Source organism: Halanaerobium salsuginis, from assembly GCF_900114545.1.
In the GTDB taxonomy this organism is placed as follows: Bacteria; Bacillota; Halanaerobiia; order Halanaerobiales; family Halanaerobiaceae; genus Halanaerobium; species Halanaerobium salsuginis.
Map to the genome: position 1 here is coordinate 1 of NZ_FOTI01000093.1, position 1,538 is coordinate 1,538.

The following is a 1,538-nucleotide window of genomic DNA, read 5'->3' on the forward strand; positions in this document are numbered from 1 at the left end:
TTTTTATTTAGATATTTTTAGATTTACAGTTTTTTCTTCACAACATTAATTATACAACCTTAATATTTTTAAGTATTTATATTAAGTTAGCTAGATCAGAGACTGATCCAGCTAACCTATTAATATTTATTAGTACTGATTAATTACTTCTTCTATTCTTTCCTGCAAAGTATCTAGAGCTTCTTCTACACTCAAATCAGTTAACATAACTTCTTCAACTGCAGATTTAATATATCTTTCCATCTGGTAACCATTTTCATGTAAAAATACAGGTTTAGATCGCTCCATATCGCTCATAAAGACATCTGTATAAGGGAGCTCTTTAAACATTTTTGAATTTATTAATTCATTACGAGGCTGAATAATATTAACTTCCATTAAGTATTCACCTGGATGAGAAAGCATATAGTTAATAAATTTCCAGGCCATTTCTTGTTTATCTGCTTCAATTTGCGAATTTACCATCATATAATGACCATAATAAGCACTTCCATAATTATTTACAGCATCTTCAAATACTGGAAAAGGAATTACCATCCAGTCACCGCTTTCATAAAATTCGGGATTATCACTTTTTATTCTACCCTGTTGGTAGAAACCACTAAGTGCCATTGCTATATCATTATTATTTTTATTAAATATTTTACGGGCATTAGTATAAGTTGGGTTACCCAGATTTTTACCATAAGGTCCCCATTCTTTCATATAAGTTAAGGCTTTTAACCAGGCTTCTCTATTTACGATTGCCTCTGTACCATCATCACTAATTAACTTACCACCTAACTGTTCAACCATTGGTAAAAATGAAACTAAATAATAAGGATATCTGAAATCAAAACCACGTCTGGTGATAATATCGCCTTCTCTAATTACTAATTTTTCGGAGATAGCAGCCATTTCTTCCCAGGTTCTAGGGTAATCTTTTTCAGGATCAAGCCCAGCTTCTCTAAAAATACCTTTGTTAACATAGACAGCCCAGTTAGTTAATTCGAGTGGTAGGCCATAAATCTCTCCCTCTAAAGTCACAGGATCAAAAGTGTTTTTAGCATAGATTGCTCTCAATCCCTCTGGACTTTTAACACCAATTGCGTCATAATCAACCGGTGCTACTCGTCCGTTAATCATATAGCTATATTCCTGCTCAATTGGTAAATTAAAAACATCTGGTCCATTATTAGCCGAAAAAGCAGTTAAGACTATATCACCTAGTTTACTGGCTTCATTAACAACTCGTTTGATTTTTACTCCAGGATGCTGAGCTTCAAACTCTTTAATATATCTGTTTTCTATCCTGGTTCGATTAGCATCAGTATGAGTCCAGTATTCGATTTCCATATCTGCTGCTAATACATTTGTTGAAATCAATAAAAATAGCATTACTAATAAAATTTTTTTCATTACTTTTACCCCCTATATTTTTTAGTCAATTTAATTTTAAGCTATAAATAGGTTCTTTGACAAATGTTGTGAAATCTAAATAGCACCGTTTGAATCATGTTATCTCTTTGTTTTTTTGAATTACTCTTAAATACTTAGCA

1 protein-coding gene is annotated in these 1,538 nt (G+C 31.9%); it reads right to left on the minus strand.

Annotation, left to right across the window (positions count from 1 at the left end; all coding sequences use genetic code 11):
- Positions 1 to 129 precede the first annotated feature (129 nt).
- Positions 130 to 1,398, minus strand: coding sequence for an extracellular solute-binding protein (locus tag BMZ74_RS14285; protein ID WP_089862875.1), 1,269 nt, complete (start codon positions 1,396 to 1,398; stop codon positions 130 to 132).
- Between the last annotated feature and the right edge of the window lie 140 nt (positions 1,399 to 1,538).